The sequence below is a fragment of the Bradyrhizobium sp. B025 genome (assembly GCF_042257955.1).
Lineage (GTDB): Bacteria > Pseudomonadota > Alphaproteobacteria > Rhizobiales > Xanthobacteraceae > Bradyrhizobium > Bradyrhizobium diazoefficiens.
The window spans coordinates 8,555,571-8,569,338 of the sequence record NZ_CP170150.1 but is presented as its reverse complement, the minus strand read 5'-3'; the positions used below and the strand labels follow the sequence as shown (position 1 = coordinate 8,569,338).

The following is a 13,768-nucleotide window of genomic DNA, read 5'->3' as shown; positions in this document are numbered from 1 at the left end:
CCCGGAATCTCGAGGTTCCGGGTTCGCGCTTCGCGCGCCCCGGAACGACGAGTTAGAAATTCAACGCCTCTCCGGCGGCACGTCGCGTATCCGCGCGCAATGTGCCGCGACATCCTCCACGCTGTATTTCAGATGCACCCGCTTGTCCGACGGCGTCTGCCTGGTCGTGCACACGCCCGGCCGCCATTCCTGCGTGGGGCGGATCGGGCGCGGGGCGAAGCCGCCGCCGCAGTTCGGGCAGACGTTGGAGAGCTTGGTCTCGACGCAGTCCGCACAGAATGTGCATTCATAGGAGCAGATCCGCGCATCCGTTGCGTCAGGCGGCAGGTCGCGGTCGCAATATTCGCAGTTCGGTCGAAGCTGGAGGGCCATGGTCGAATCTCCGGATCGGCCGGATCATCGCAGACGGCGCGTGACGCGCGAATGCCGTAGTTCCCTCGATTTCAGCCAGCCTTCAAATCCCTCAGCGGCAGCCGCGTGCTTTCCTTCAGCCTGTCCAGCACGATCGAGGAACGCACATGCGCCACGCTCTGGTGCGGCATCAGAACGTCGTTGACGAGGTTGGAGAGGCCCTTCAGGTCGCGCAGCACGGCTTTCAGCACGTAATCGGCATCGCCCGTCAGCGAGTAGGCTTCCTGGATCTCGTCGATCCGGTTCACCAGCGCGCGAAAACGCTTGGAATTGTCCGGCGAGTGGGTCGCGAGCCCCACCTGGATGAAGGCGATCACGCCGAAGCCGAGCGCCTCGCTGGAGAGATCGGCGTGATAGCCCGCGATCACCTTCTCCTCCTCCAGCCGCATCCGCCGCCGCGAGCATTGCGAGGCCGAGAGACCTGCGAGCTCCGCAAGCTCCTGGTTGGTGAGGCGGCCGTCGTCCTGGAGCGCGCCGAGAATCCTGAGGTCGAAGGCGTCCACCGAAATCATGCGGGTTTTGTCCATTTGATGCACGGATCGTGCATATGATAGTCAAATGTCGTCCCGTTTGCACGCCCCTTGCGCGTCCCATGAAGGATAGTTCCTGCCAGCAGCCATTTGGGAGAGCAGCATGGGTCCGTTTCCGCACGATGCACCGCCGGCCACGATCAGCGCCGACAATCCGATGGGCACCGACGGCTTCGAGTGCGTCGAATATGCGCATCCCAATCCGGAACAGCTGCACGCGCTGTTCAAGCTGATGGGCTATGTGCCCGTCGCGCGCCACAAGACCAAGGCCATCACGGTCTATCGCCAGGGCGACATCAACTATCTCGTCAACGAGCAGCCCGGCACCCACGGCTACGATTTCGTCGCCGCGCACGGTCCCTGTGCGCCGTCGATGGCGTTTCGCGTCGTCGATGCGAAGGCGGCCTACGACCGCGCGATTGCGCTCGGCGCAGAGCCCGCCAACGTGTCATCCGCGCAGAAGACGCTCGACGTGCCCGCGATCAAGGGCATCGGCGGCAGCCTGCTCTATTTCGTCGATCGCTACGGCGCCAAGGGCTCGGCCTATGATTCCGAGTACGAGTGGATGGGCGCGCGCGATCCCAAGCCGGTCGGTGCCGGCCTGTTCTATCTCGACCACCTCACCCACAACGTCCATCGCGGCCGCATGGATGTCTGGACCGGCTTCTACGAAAGGCTGTTCAACTTCCGCCAGATCCGCTTCTTCGACATCGAGGGGCGCGCCTCCGGCCTGTTCTCGCGCGCGCTGACCAGCCCCGACGGCAAGATCCGGATTCCGATCAACGAGGACGCCGGCGATTCCGGCCAGATCGAGGAATATCTGAAGATCTATCGCGGCGAAGGCATCCAGCACATCGCCTGCGGCTGCCGCGACATCCACCAGACCATCGAAGGCCTGCGCGAAGCCGGCCTGCCCTTCATGCCCTCGCCGCCCGAGACCTATTTCGCGCGGATCGACGCGCGCCTGCCGAAGCATGGCGAGGACATCGCACGGCTTCAGAAGAACGGCATCCTGATCGACGGCGAAGGCGTGGTGGACGGCGGCCAGACCAAGGTGCTGCTCCAGATCTTCTCGGCCAACGCGATCGGCCCGATCTTCTTCGAGTTCATCCAGCGCAAGGGCGATGACGGCTTCGGCGAGGGCAACTTCAAGGCCCTGTTCGAATCGATCGAGGAGGACCAGATCCGGCGCGGGGTGCTGAAGGTGGATGACGCGGCGTAGCTCGTCGCTATTGCCTGCATTTGCCGCCTCATAACAGGTGTCGTCCCGGACAAGCGCAAGCGCAGATCCGGGACCCATAGCCACAGGGAGGAGTTGCGGCGCGAAAGCGGTAACTCCGAGTTCCGTAACCACAACGGCCTGTGGTTATGGATCCCGGATCAGCGCTCCGCTCTAGGCAACGCTACGCGTTGTCGAGAGTTGCGCTTGTCCGGGACGACAGCGGAGCGTGTTGCGACGGCGGAGATTATTTCGCCGCCTGCCACGCCTTCGTCACCGCCGCGATCTCCGCGCCCTCCGGCTCGCGCACCGCTGATGGCGTCCGTGAGAACCTTGGTGCGGGCGCAGGTTGTTTCACGCCGTGGCGCTCGACGAACACCTGTCGGGCGACCATGTGCGGATGTTGCGTGGCCTCCGACATGGTCAGCACCGGCGCGAAGCAGATGTCGGTGCCTTCCATGATCTTGCACCAGTCCTCGCGCGTCTTGCTCTTGAACACGGCTTTCAGCTTTTCCTTCAGCGCCGGCCAGGCCTTGCGGTCCATCTGCGCGTCGAAATCGGCGTCGGAGAGGCCCGCGTGCTCGCGCAGCAGCGCGTAGAACTGCGGCTCGATCGAGCCGATCGAGACGAAATGGCCGCAGGCGCATTCGTAGACGCCGTAGAAATGCGCGCCGCCGTCGAGGAAGTTCTGGTTGCGCCCTTCGGTCCAGCGGCCGATCGTGGTCATGTCGAAGAAGAACGACATCAGCGATGCGGCGCCGTCGCACATCGCGGCATCGACCACCTGGCCCTTGCCGGACCTCGAGGCTTCGAGCAGGGCCGCGAGCACGCCGACGACGAGATAGAGTGCACCGCCGCCGAAATCGCCGACCAGGTTGAGCGGCGGCACCGGCGCCTCCTTCGTGCCGATCGCGGCGAGCGCGCCGGTGATGGAGATGTAGTTGATGTCGTGGCCGGCGGCATTCGCGAGCGGGCCTTCCTGGCCCCAGCCGGTCATGCGGCCGTAGACGAGCTTTGGGTTGCGCGCGAGCACCACGTCGGGGCCCAGTCCGAGCCGTTCCATCACGCCGGGACGAAAACCTTCGACCAGCGCATCGGCGCTCGCAAGCAGGTCGAGCACCTGTGCGATCGCCGCCTTGTCCTTGAGGTCAAGCTCGATCACCTTGCGGCCGCGGCCCGCCACCGACTTCATGCTCTTCTTGGCGCCGACCCGGTCGAGCGTGACGACGTCGGCGCCCATGTCGGCCAGCATCATGCAGGCGAACGGGCCGGGCCCGATGCCGGCGAATTCGACGATGCGGAAGCCCGAGAGCGGGCCGGAGGCGCGGACGGACGAGGTGGGGGCTGATTTGTCGAGCACGTTGTTGTTTCCTCGGGTCGCGGGCAGTGCCGGTGATCCGGCAAACGCCTCACGTTGCTCTTGGGGGCGAGTTAATCGGCTGATTAACTTTTCTCGCCTTCCCGCCAGCGAGGCAAGCGGTTTTCATGCATGGGCGCATAATAAAAGCGGCGCGCATTTCTGCGCGCCGCGGAAAATTTGTGTTCAGTCGCTAGAGCGGGATCGTCAGCCTGCGGCGGCCACCGCACGCTGCGCCATCACCTTGATGAGGTTCGCACGATACTCCGACGTGCCGTGGATGTCGGACAGAAGTCCGCTCGCCGAAATAGTCACGCTGTCGATCGCCGACGGCGACCAGTTGGCCTTGAGCGCGGCTTCGATGGCGGGAATGCGCACCACGCCGCTCTGCGAGGCGCCCGTGGCGGCAACGCGGACATCGCCCGACTTCGTCTGCGCGACGAACACGCCGGTCAGCGCAAAGCGCGAGGCCGGATGCGGGAATTTCGCGTAGCCCGCTTTCCCCGGAACCGGGAACGACACGGCGGTGATGATCTCGCCGTCTTCAAGCGCGGTGGTGAACAGGCCCTTGAAGAAATCCTCCGCCGAGATCGAACGCTTGTTGGTCTTCACGGTGGCACCGAGCGCCAGCGTCGCGGCCGGATAATCCGCGGCAGGGTCGTTGTTGGCGAGCGAGCCGCCGATCGTGCCGCGGTAGCGCACGGCGGGGTCGCCGATCAGCGACGCGAGATAGGCGAGCGCGGGGATCGCCTTCTTCGCGGCATCGCTGGTCGCCACGTCGTAATGCGGCGTGGCGGCCTTGATGGTCAGCGTGTCGCCGGCGGCCTCGATGCCGATCATGTCCTTGATCTTGCCGAGGTCGATCACGTCGGACGGGCTGGCGAGGCGCTGCTTCATCACCGGCAGCAGCGTCTGGCCGCCGGACAGGAATTTCGCCTCGCTGCTCTTGCCGAACAGGCTGGCCGCTTCGTCGACCGAGGAGGCGCGATGATAGGTGGTCTGGTACATCTTGGTTGCTCCTGAAATCTTTTCTCTGTCATTCCGGGATGCGCCGCAGGCGCAGACCCGGAATCTCGAGGTTGAATTCGTGGCTCCAGATTCCGGGTTCGACGCTTCGCGTCGCCCCGGAATGACGATGATGAGGCGGTTAAGCCGCGTGGATCGTGCGCCACACCCGATCAGGGGTTGCGGGCATTTCCAGATTGTTCTTGCCGATCGCATCCGTGATCGCGTTGATCACGGCCGCTGACGCCCCGATCGCGCCGGCCTCACCGCAACCCTTGATGCCGAGCGGATTGCCCGGGCACAGCGTCGTGGTGTGGGAGAGGTTGAACGAGGGCACATCGTCGGCGCGCGGCATGGCATAGTCCATGAACGAGGCCGTGACCGGCTGGCCGTTGGCGTCGTAGATCGCGTGCTCGAGCAGCGCCTGTCCGATGCCTTGAACCAGGCCGCCATGGACCTGGCCCTCGACGATCATCGGGTTGATCAGCCGGCCGAAATCGTCGGCCGCGACGAAGTTGACGAAGGAGGTCTTGCCGGTGCCGGGATCGACCTCGAGCTCGCAAATATAGGTACCGGCCGGGAAGGTGAAGTTGGTCGGATCGTAGAAGGCGCTCTCCTTCAGGCCCGGCTCCATCCCGTCAGGCAGATTGTGCGCGGTGTAGGCTGCGAGCGCGACCATCGGGAAGGCGATCGCCTTGTCGGTGCCCGTCACCTTGAACTCGCCGTTCTCGATGACGATGTCGGCTTCCGACGCTTCCAGCGCATGCGCGGCGATCTTCTTGGCCTTGGACTCCATCTTCTCCATGGCCTTCAGGATCGCGGTGAGGCCGACGGCCGCCGAGCGCGAGCCGTAGGTGCCCATGCCGAACTGCACCTTGTCGGTGTCGCCATGAACGATCGAGACCTGGCTGATGGGAACCCCCAGGCGCTCCGCGACGAGTTGGCAGAACGTCGTCTCGTGACCCTGGCCGTGGCTGTGCGAGCCCGTGAGGATCTCGATGGTGCCGACCGGGTTGACGCGCACCTCGGCGGATTCCCAAAGACCGACGCCGGCCCCCAGGCTGCCGACGGCCTTCGACGGTGCGATGCCGCAGGCCTCGATGTAGCAGGACACGCCGATGCCGCGCAGCTTGCCGTCCGCCTTGGCCTTGGCCTTGCGCGCGGCGAAGCCGGCATAGTCGATCGCCTTCATCGCGGCGTCGAGCGAAGCGTTAAAGTCGCCGGTGTCATAGGCCATGATCACGGGCGTCTGGTGCGGGAACTGGGTGATGAAGTTGGTCCGGCGCAGCGCGGCCGGATCGACCTTCAACTGCCGCGCCGCCGTCTCCATCAGCCGCTCGATCAAATAGCTCGCCTCGGGGCGGCCCGCGCCACGATAGGCGTCGACCGGCGTGGTGTTGGTGTAGACCCCGATCACCTCGGCATGGATCGCCGGGATGTTGTACTGGCCCGACAGCAGCGTCGCGTAGAGATAGGTCGGTACCGACGAGGAGAACAGCGACATGTAGGCGCCGAAATTGGCGTAGGTCTTCACCTTGAGGCCGGTGATCTTGTTGCTGGCGTCGAACGCCATCTCGGCATGGGTCACATGGTCGCGGCCATGCGCGTCGGTGAGGAAGGCCTCGGTGCGGTCGCCGGTCCATTTCACGGGACGGCCGACCTTCTTCGAGGCCCACAGCGCCACCATCTCCTCCGGATAGATGAAGATCTTGGAGCCGAAGCCGCCGCCGACGTCGGGCGCGATCACCCGCAGCTTGTGCTCGGGCGCGATGTTGTAGAACGCCGACAGCACGAGGCGGGCGACGTGCGGGTTCTGCGACGTCGTGTAGAGCGTGAAATGCTCCTCCGCGGCGTCGTAATCGGCGATCGCCGCGCGCGGCTCCATCGCGTTCGGCGCGAGGCGGTTGTTGGTAACGTCGAGCTTCACGACATTGGCGGCCTTGGCGAAGGCCGCATCGGTGGCGCCCTCGTCGCCGATCACCCAGTCATAGACCTGGTTGCCGGGAGCCTCGGGATGAAGCTGCGGCGCGCCGGCCTTGATCGCGGCGTGGACGTCGGCGACCGCGGGAAGTTCCTCGTAATCGACCACGACAGCTTCCGCCGCGTCGCGCGCCAGATTCTTGCTGTCGGCGATCACGACCGCGACGGCCTGACCGACGAAGCGCACCGTCTCCGGCGCCATCGCCGGCCATGCGCCCATCTTCATCGGGCTGCCGTCCTTGGAGGTGATGGCCCAGCCGCAAATCAGGTTGCCGACCTTGTCGTCGACGATCTGCTGCCCCGTGAGCACCGCGACCACGCCCGGCATCTTCAGCGCGGCGGAAGGGTCGATCTTCTTCACCTTGGCGTGCGCGTGCGGGCTTCTGATGAAATGGGCATGGGTCATGCCCACCAATTTGATGTCGTCGACGTAGCGGCCCTTGCCGGTAATGAAACGCTTGTCTTCCTTGCGCACGACTCGCGCGCCGATGCCTTCAACACCCATGTCTGGTCCTCCCGACCGGAATTATTTTGACTGCGCTTTCCATCGAAAGCAGCAAGTGGTGGTCTTTGTTCGAGGCGGGCGGCCTTACTCGGCCGCCTGCGCAACCTTCATGCGTCCGGCTGCATCCAGCACGGCCTTGACGATGTTGTGGTAGCCGGTGCAGCGGCAGATATTGCCTTCGAGCTCCTGGCGGACGGTGGCCTCGTCGAGCTCGCCACCATGGCGGTGCACGATGTCGATCGCCGACATGATCATGCCCGGCGTGCAATAGCCGCACTGCAGGCCGTGATTGTCGCGGAAGGCGGCCTGCATCGGATGCAGCTCGTCGCCCTTGGCGATGCCTTCGATGGTGGTGACGCTGGCGCCGTCGGCCTGTCCCGCCAGCATGGTGCAGGATTTCACGGCGCGGCCGTCCATGTGCACGACGCAGGCACCGCACTGGCTGGTGTCGCAGCCGACATGGGTGCCGGTGAGGTTGAGGTGATCGCGCAGGAGATGGACCAGCAGCGTGCGATCCTCGACGTCGACAGCAACGGCCTTGCCGTTCACTGTCAGTTTGACTGTAGACACGGTGAAGTCCTCCCGAATGTTTGTAGTTATTCCAATTAGAGACAGCGCGAACGGAACTTTGCAACTGGGATTTTGGGGACTGCGCGTCATGGAAAGGTCATCGTGGCGGTTGTCGCAGGTGCGCGATTCGGCCACGATGTTCCGTGCCGCCGCCAGTGCGTGGCGCGACCTTGCAGGGAGCTTTCGAAAACGATCTCCGCTTCGTCGATGGCGGCTGGGTTCAGCCGCCGGCGCGAGGCGCTGGCCCTGGATGTCGGCGCCCTTGGCGCGTCGTTTCTCCCTTTGATGTCGTGTTCGTTGTTGCGAATAGGAGCACGCGCCCACGCCGTTGTAATCGCGATCTTGGTAGTAGACGGCGGCAGGTTAAGTCATTGATTCTATTGATGTTGACCTTGGCGTTCCTCGCCGGACAGTCCATTCCGTCACTCCGGGGCCCGAGCGGAGCGAGGGAGCCCGGAATCCATCGGGCCGCAGAGTGGCATTGAGTGAATGAGACGCCAGAAAAAGCACCCCTAGTACTTCCTGGCGATTGATCGCAGCCGGGCGCCGCCCTAGTCGTGCCATACAAGCAACGGTCAAAAGGGGTGGAAGCGATGCAGATGAACGACAATCAACGATCCCGATATTCTCAGGCGCTGCATTCCCGGCTGCCAATCGCTGGAGATGGCATCGCCGACGGAGATGATTGCGACCGTGGTGCTGAAGGTCGGCCCGGTGAAGGCGACGTTCAGCGGCAAGGTGACGCTGACCGATATCGATGCGCCCAACGGCTACCGCATCGTCGGCGAAGGCGCCGGCGGCGTCGCCGGCTTTGCCAAGGGCGGCGCGAAGGTCAGGCTGGAAGAAGAATCGCCTGGCGTCACCGTCCTGCACTACGAGGCCGACGCGCAGATCGGCGGCAAGCTCGCACAGCTCGGCTCGCGGCTGATCGATTCGACGTCGCGAAAGCTTGCCGCGAATTTCTTCGAAAGCTTCGCGGCTGTGGTAGCGCCATCATCGTGATCAGCGCGTCGTCCTCGGCGCCCTGACGCGAACTTGTAGGGTGGGCAAAGGCGCTCTTGCGCCGTGCCCACCACTTAACCAATCCACGATTGCGAGAGAAGAGATGGGCACGCTTCGCTTTGCCAAACCTACTGCGCTGATTGGGCGGACGAAGCGGATTACGGCGCGATGCTGCCCAAATCCGATGGCGCTTTTCGAGCTGTAAAATAAGGGCAAGACGCAAGCCCGGACAACGAGATGAGCGGCAAAAGCCGCCAATGATTTGCACTACTACCTTCCGCCTATACTAAGCGCGACAAGGCGATGCTGTAATTTCGAACGATGGCTCGCAGACGAACTGCGCATCACGGGCGCGGCGCGCTCAGGCGCCTAACATGGCGTGCACAACAACATCGTGGAGGGAATACATGACCTTTGGAACGAAGGGCTTCTTGGCTGGCATCTCGATGGTTGCGATGCTGGCTACCGCTACGTCGGGCGTTCGCGCCAACGACTCCCTGCTCAAGGCGCAATCCGACTCGAACCAGTGGGCCGTTGCCGGCCACGACTACGGCAACACGCGCTTCAGCCCGCTGAAGCAGATCAACACCGAGAACGCCGGCAAGCTGACGCTCGCCTATTCGTTCTCGCTCGCCTCGCTCCGTTCGAACGAATCCTCGCCGATCGTCGTCGGCAACACGCTCTACGTTTCGAGCTCCTGGGGCCCGAAATACGTCTACGCGCTCGATGCCGCCACCGGCGTGCGCAAATGGACCTACGAACCCGATATTCCCGAGGACGTGCTGCAATACGCCTGCTGCGACGTGAACAATCGCGGCGTCTCCTATGCCGACGGCAAGATCTTCGTCGGCCGCCTCGACGGCAAGCTGACGGCGCTCGATGCCGCGACCGGCAAGGCGCTCTGGACGGCGAAGGTGGTCGATTACAAGCAGGGTTCGGTCATCACCTCGCCGCCGCTCGTCGTGCGCGACAAGGTCATCACCGGTTTCGGCGGCGGCGAGTACGGCGTGCGCGGCTCGCTCCAGGCCTTCGACATCAACACCGGCAAGCAGCTGTGGCAGACCTACACCGTTCCGTCGCCGGATGAGCCCGGCGGCGACACCTGGAAGGGCGACTCCGCCCAGCATGGCGGCGGTGCGGCCTGGCTGGTCGGCTCCTACGATCCGAAGACCGACACGGTCTATTGGGGTACCAGCAATCCCGGTCCCTGGAACACGGCGGTACGCTCGACCGGCGACGGCAATTTCGGCAAGCTGACCAACCTCTACACCGCCTCGACGGTGGCGTTCGATCCCAACACCGGCAAGATCAAGTGGCACATCCAGACCACGCCGGCCGATGCCTGGGACTATGACGGCGTCAACGAAGCCGTGCTCGCGGATCTGAAGATCGGCGGCAGCACCGTGCCGGCGCTGATGAAGGCGGATCGCAACGGCTACTTCTTCGTCGCCAATCGCGAGACCGGCAAGGTGCTTTCGGCGGAGAAATACGTGTTCTCCAACTGGGCCAAGAAGTGGGACGTCGCCACGATGCGCGCGGTCGAGGATCCCGACAAGCGTCCCGGGCCGAACCATCCCGCCAAGGACATCTGCCCGAACCTGATCGGCGGCAAGAACTGGCAGCCGATGTCGTTCAACCCGCAGACCGGCCTCGTCTACATCCCGTCCAACAATGTCTGCATGGACTGGTCGGTCTCCGACGTCGCCTACAAGCGCGGTGTGTTCTATCTCGGCGCCGAATTCCCGACCAAGGAAGGCCCCGGCGGTTTCCTCGGCGAGCTCGTGGCCTGGGATCCGGTCGCGCAGAAGAAGGTCTGGTCGATCAAGGAAGACCTGCCGTTCAACGGCGGCACGCTGACCACCGGCGGTGGCCTCGTGTTTGCCGGCAACATCCACGGCGATTTCCGCGCCATCGATGCGAAGTCCGGCAAGGTGTTGTGGAGCAGGAATCTCGGCTCCGGCATCGGCGCAGGTCCGGTGACCTACCAGGTCGACGGCAAGCAATATGTCGCCATCGTCGTCGGCCGCACGGCTGCGCTGCCTGCGTTCCTGGGCGAGGTAGGAAAGAAGATGACGGCCGCAGCTCCCGAGGGCGGTTCGCTCTTCGTGTTCTCCGTCCAGTGACCACTCGCGCGCGTATCCCCGCGGGATACGCGCGCGCTTTTTCCAGACTTTGGTTGCGGCATCGGCCGATGCCTGGTGCCGCTGCGCTTGGCTCAACGAGCTCCGGCTCAACAAAGCTATGGGAGACGAGGATGCGTCCGAATCATTCTGGCATCGGTGCGAGCCGAAATCGCGCCATCGCAGGCCTGCTCACATGTGCCGCGCTGATCGTTCCGGTCTCGCTGCGCGCAGACGAGGCGCAGCCGCTCCGCCTCTGCGCCGATCCGACCAATCTTCCATTCTCGAGCGATAGTCCGTCGCAACCGGGCTTCTATGTCGAGATCGGGCAGGCCCTGGCGCAGGCGCTCGGCCGGCCGATCGCCTATGACTGGTACAAATCCTATTTCGGCAAGCGCACCGTGCGCGTCACCCTGCTCGGCAAGCAATGCGACGCCATGATCGGGCTGCCGCGGTCCGAGGATTTCATGGGACCGGCCGTGATCTTCTCCAACGCGTTCGCGAAGCAGGGCTATGCCCTCGTGGCCGCCAAGGGGCAGGCGCTCGATGGCATCGACGGCCTCAAGGGCAAGCGCGTTGCCGTGCAGTTCGCCAGCACGCCGCAGAACCTGCTCGCGAGCCGCGACGATATCCAGAAGGTGACGGTGCTGTCGCCCGAGCAAGGCATGCAGGCGCTCGATCAGGGCGAGGTCGACGTCGCCTTCATCTGGGGGCCGGTCGCCGGCTGGCTGAACAAGACCAGCTACGGCGATCGCTATCAGATCCAGCTCACCGAGGGTGAAGGCCTGTCATGGGATGCGGCGATCGGCTTTGCGAAGACGTCCACCGAGCTGCGTGATCGCGTCGATGCCGTCCTGCCGCAGCTTCAGGGCACGATCGGCGCGCTCGCGGTGAAATATGGCCTGCCGACCGGCCAGCCGGCGCGCTTCGGTGCGACCCGGGCGATGCCGGCGGGAACGACGACCGGGACCGGACCCGGCGTGACGCAGACCGCCAATGTGGTGGCGACCGAGACCAAGGGGGACGCGGCCGCGCCGGCCGCCGAGGCCGTCGGCTCGGGCAAGGAGATCTTCAACGGAACCTGTGCGCACTGCCACGGCCCCGACGCGATCCAGAGCGAGCGGAAGATCGACCTGCGGCTGCTGCGTCACCGCTACGGCGACGAGATGCGCGAGAAGTTCTGGACGACCGTGCATGAGGGACGGCCGACCAAGGGCATGCCGGCCTGGAAAGAGGTCTTCACCGACGAGCAGTTCGACCACATCTTTTCCTTCCTGCTGACGGTCCAGTCCGAATCGAACGACTGAACGATCTTGACCGAACGCGATCGGGAGGATGTGGTAGCGTCCGTCCGGCATCATCCCGGCGCCGGACGGCTATCGCATGGATGTGCCGCTTCCGCTGCTGCGGTCGATGCGGGTGCGGTGCAGTGTTGGGAAGGCCCCATGACCAGCTTCCTGATCATCGACGATCATCCGCTGTTTCGCGAGGCGCTCGGCAATGCGGTGCGGCTGGCCTTGCCGGAGGCGCGGATCTTCGAAGCGATGTCGATCGGGGATGCCCTGCATATCCTGTCGGCCGGGGAGGGCATCGACCTCGCGCTGCTCGACCTCTCGCTGCCGGATGCGACCGGCTTCTCCGGCTTCCTGCGCTTGCGCGAGGCCTATCCGCGCCTGCCCGTCGCTATCGTGTCGAGCGAGGAGGATCAGCACGTCGTCCGCGAGGCGTTGGCGCTGGGCGCCGCCGGCTATCTGCCCAAGTCTACGTCGAAGCGTGAGCTGGCGCAATCGATCGAGGGTGTGCTGAGCGGATCGGTGTCGGTGCCGAAGGATTTCGTGGCGACGCCGCGGCGGCGGGCCGATGCCAGCAAGGCGCTCGAGGTCAAGCTGCGCGAGCTCACGCCGCAGCAGCTTCGCGTGCTCGACCTCCTGCGTCGCGGCTATCCGAACCGGCAGATCGCCCAGGAGCTTCAGCTCGCCGAATCCACGGTGAAGGCGCATATCACCGAGATCCTGCGCAAGCTCGGCCTGTTCAGCCGCAACAAGGCGATCATCGAGATCGGCAAGATGGAGCTGCCCGATCCGCGCAGCCGGCCTCATGCACGGGTCGATCGCGGCAGGCCGCAATGACGCGCGCTGTCGTCCTTGACCTGGATCAAGCCGGCGCGGCCCTGCTGAGCCATTCTCAGCATGTGCAATTCAACGTCGGCCCCGGCGGCATCTTGGGCAAGGTCTTCAGAATGGCTCATACGTGATGCGATTTCTGATCGTCGAGGACCATCCGCTGTTTCGCGAGGCGCTCGAGGGCGCGCTCCGGATGGTGGCGCCCGCGGCCGATATTCTTCAGGCGACCTCGATCGACGGCGCGCTGGAGCAGGTCGCGGCGACCACCGAGCTCGACCTGATCCTGCTCGATCTGTCGATGCCGGGCACCACGGGTCTTTCGGGCATCATCCGCATCCGCAAGGCGTTCCCCAAAATTCCCGTCGTCATCGTATCCGGATATCAGGATCGGCAGATCATCTCCGGCGCATTGTCGCTCGGCGTGTCCGGCTACATCCTCAAATCGTCGTCCAAGCAGGATCTGGCGCAATCGATCGGCGAGGTGCTGCGCGGCGCGGTCTGTGTTCCCGCCGCGTATCGCGGGCAGGTCCGCCCGCAGCGCGCGGCCGGCCCCGCGCAGGATCTCCTGAAGCGCCTGCACGAGCTGACGCCGCAGCAATTGCGCGTGCTCGAAATGCTCAAGCGCGGCCTGCAAAACAAGCAGATCGCCTTTGAGCTGAAGATCTCGGAGACCACGGTGAAGGTCCACGTCTCCGACATCCTGCGCAAGCTCAACGTGATCAGCCGCACCAAGGCCATCGTCGAAATGTCCAGGATCGATTTCGCGACGCTGGCAGGCGGGGGCACCGCCGCCGAGCGCGAGCGGCCACGGCCGGACCAGCAGTGAGGCGATCCGCGCCTGGTTTGCCCTCCAGATTGAGAGCGCTATGTTTCTGATTTCAATTGTAAATCATTGCCTTGAGGGGAATGTAAGATATTACCGCTACTGTGCATGGGGTTGTTTTCG

The 13,768-nt window shown here is 64.4% G+C and carries 12 protein-coding genes; 6 read left to right on the top strand and 6 right to left on the bottom strand.

Features of this window, described 5'->3' with window-relative positions; genetic code table 11:
- Positions 1-60: 60 nt before the first annotated feature.
- Positions 61-372 carry a DUF1272 domain-containing protein gene (locus ACE10W_RS40570; RefSeq protein WP_304549511.1) on the bottom strand — a complete coding sequence of 104 codons (312 nt, stop codon included), beginning with the start codon at positions 370-372 and terminating at the stop codon, positions 61-63.
- 71 nt (positions 373-443) lie between these two features.
- Positions 444-923: an Lrp/AsnC family transcriptional regulator gene (locus ACE10W_RS40565; protein ID WP_028175656.1), complete on the bottom strand. Its 480-nt coding sequence runs from the start codon at positions 921-923 to the stop codon at positions 444-446.
- A 121-nt stretch (positions 924-1,044) separates the two neighbouring features.
- Between ACE10W_RS40565 and hppD the strand changes: the two genes are divergently transcribed.
- Entirely contained in the window at positions 1,045-2,163 is a 1,119-nt protein-coding gene (gene hppD, locus ACE10W_RS40560; protein WP_304549508.1) for a 4-hydroxyphenylpyruvate dioxygenase, read from the top strand.
- Between the two features lie 244 nt (positions 2,164-2,407).
- Here hppD and ACE10W_RS40555 read toward each other — a convergent pair whose 3' ends face one another.
- The 4 genes from ACE10W_RS40555 to ACE10W_RS40540 all read right to left on the bottom strand — a co-directional run bounded on the left by ACE10W_RS40555 (position 2,408) and on the right by ACE10W_RS40540 (position 7,577).
- Positions 2,408-3,520: a CaiB/BaiF CoA-transferase family protein gene (locus ACE10W_RS40555; RefSeq protein WP_304549507.1), complete on the bottom strand. Its 1,113-nt coding sequence runs from the start codon at positions 3,518-3,520 to the stop codon at positions 2,408-2,410.
- A gap of 204 nt (positions 3,521-3,724) precedes the next feature.
- The gene (locus ACE10W_RS40550) at positions 3,725-4,525 is read right to left on the bottom strand and encodes a xanthine dehydrogenase family protein subunit M (RefSeq protein ID WP_011083169.1); all 801 of its coding nucleotides are present in this window, start codon (positions 4,523-4,525) and stop codon (positions 3,725-3,727) included.
- A 139-nt stretch (positions 4,526-4,664) separates the two neighbouring features.
- Positions 4,665-7,007 (bottom strand): xanthine dehydrogenase family protein molybdopterin-binding subunit, encoded by a 2,343-nt coding sequence (locus ACE10W_RS40545; protein ID WP_304549505.1) that lies wholly within the window; start codon positions 7,005-7,007, stop codon positions 4,665-4,667.
- Positions 7,008-7,091: 84 nt separating this feature from the next.
- Positions 7,092-7,577, bottom strand: a complete 486-nt coding sequence (locus ACE10W_RS40540; RefSeq protein WP_028175651.1) for a (2Fe-2S)-binding protein — start codon at positions 7,575-7,577, stop codon at positions 7,092-7,094.
- Between the two features lie 663 nt (positions 7,578-8,240).
- Here ACE10W_RS40540 and ACE10W_RS40535 point away from each other — a divergent pair.
- The 5 genes from ACE10W_RS40535 (at position 8,241) to ACE10W_RS40515 (ending at position 13,648) form a co-directional block, all read left to right on the top strand.
- Positions 8,241-8,579: a carbon monoxide dehydrogenase subunit G gene (locus ACE10W_RS40535; protein WP_375762494.1), complete on the top strand. Its 339-nt coding sequence runs from the start codon at positions 8,241-8,243 to the stop codon at positions 8,577-8,579.
- 407 nt (positions 8,580-8,986) lie between these two features.
- Positions 8,987-10,702, top strand: coding sequence for a PQQ-dependent methanol/ethanol family dehydrogenase (locus tag ACE10W_RS40530; RefSeq protein WP_039186352.1), 1,716 nt, complete (start codon positions 8,987-8,989; stop codon positions 10,700-10,702).
- Between the two features lie 131 nt (positions 10,703-10,833).
- Complete coding sequence (locus tag ACE10W_RS40525; RefSeq protein WP_375762493.1) at positions 10,834-12,006, top strand: c-type cytochrome; 1,173 nt, start codon at positions 10,834-10,836, stop codon at positions 12,004-12,006.
- A gap of 138 nt (positions 12,007-12,144) precedes the next feature.
- Positions 12,145-12,828: a response regulator transcription factor gene (locus ACE10W_RS40520; RefSeq protein ID WP_011083163.1), complete on the top strand. Its 684-nt coding sequence runs from the start codon at positions 12,145-12,147 to the stop codon at positions 12,826-12,828.
- 124 nt (positions 12,829-12,952) lie between these two features.
- A complete protein-coding gene (locus ACE10W_RS40515; RefSeq protein ID WP_049832585.1) occupies positions 12,953-13,648 on the top strand; it encodes a response regulator transcription factor in 696 nt (231 codons plus the stop codon).
- The last annotated feature ends 120 nt before the right edge of the window (positions 13,649-13,768 follow it).

Coding starts and splice junctions, on each gene's coding strand:
- ACE10W_RS40570 (WP_304549511.1), bottom strand. CDS start 372: ATGGCCCTCCAGCTTCGACCGAACTGCGAATATTGCGACCGCGACCTG.
- ACE10W_RS40565 (WP_028175656.1), bottom strand. CDS start 923: ATGATTTCGGTGGACGCCTTCGACCTCAGGATTCTCGGCGCGCTCCAG.
- hppD (WP_304549508.1), top strand. CDS start 1,045: ATGGGTCCGTTTCCGCACGATGCACCGCCGGCCACGATCAGCGCCGAC.
- ACE10W_RS40550 (WP_011083169.1), bottom strand. CDS start 4,525: ATGTACCAGACCACCTATCATCGCGCCTCCTCGGTCGACGAAGCGGCC.
- ACE10W_RS40545 (WP_304549505.1), bottom strand. CDS start 7,007: ATGGGTGTTGAAGGCATCGGCGCGCGAGTCGTGCGCAAGGAAGACAAG.
- ACE10W_RS40535 (WP_375762494.1), top strand. CDS start 8,241: ATGGCATCGCCGACGGAGATGATTGCGACCGTGGTGCTGAAGGTCGGC.
- ACE10W_RS40530 (WP_039186352.1), top strand. CDS start 8,987: ATGACCTTTGGAACGAAGGGCTTCTTGGCTGGCATCTCGATGGTTGCG.
- ACE10W_RS40525 (WP_375762493.1), top strand. CDS start 10,834: ATGCGTCCGAATCATTCTGGCATCGGTGCGAGCCGAAATCGCGCCATC.
- ACE10W_RS40520 (WP_011083163.1), top strand. CDS start 12,145: ATGACCAGCTTCCTGATCATCGACGATCATCCGCTGTTTCGCGAGGCG.
- ACE10W_RS40515 (WP_049832585.1), top strand. CDS start 12,953: ATGCGATTTCTGATCGTCGAGGACCATCCGCTGTTTCGCGAGGCGCTC.